Consider the following 298-nt stretch of genomic DNA (forward strand, 5'->3'; position numbering starts at 1 on the left):
TGACAAGCCGTCTGAATCTGACAAGCCGTCCGAGCCGAATACACCGGAGAATCCGGGTAAGGAGACGACACCGAGCACGCCGCGCAACGAGACTTGTGAGTCGACGACCCCGAAGAACCCGGGTGAGGAAACCACGTCGAAGACGACTGAACCGTCTGAGTCTGATGTGCCGTCTGAGACCACGACTCCGGATAAGCCGGGTAAGGAAACGACACCGACGACTCCGACCGATCCGTGTGAGTCGACCACCCCGCGCAAGCCGGGTGATGAGTCTGGTAAGCCGAAGATTTCGACGAAT

General features: G+C 59.1%; 1 pseudogene. It reads left to right on the forward strand.

The features are described from left to right. Window positions 1-298: pseudogene (locus tag HMPREF2698_RS13490) on the forward strand (hypothetical protein); the annotation flags it as partial.

The organism is Corynebacterium sp. HMSC072A02, assembly GCF_001810085.1.
Classification (GTDB): domain Bacteria; phylum Actinomycetota; class Actinomycetes; order Mycobacteriales; family Mycobacteriaceae; genus Corynebacterium; species Corynebacterium hesseae.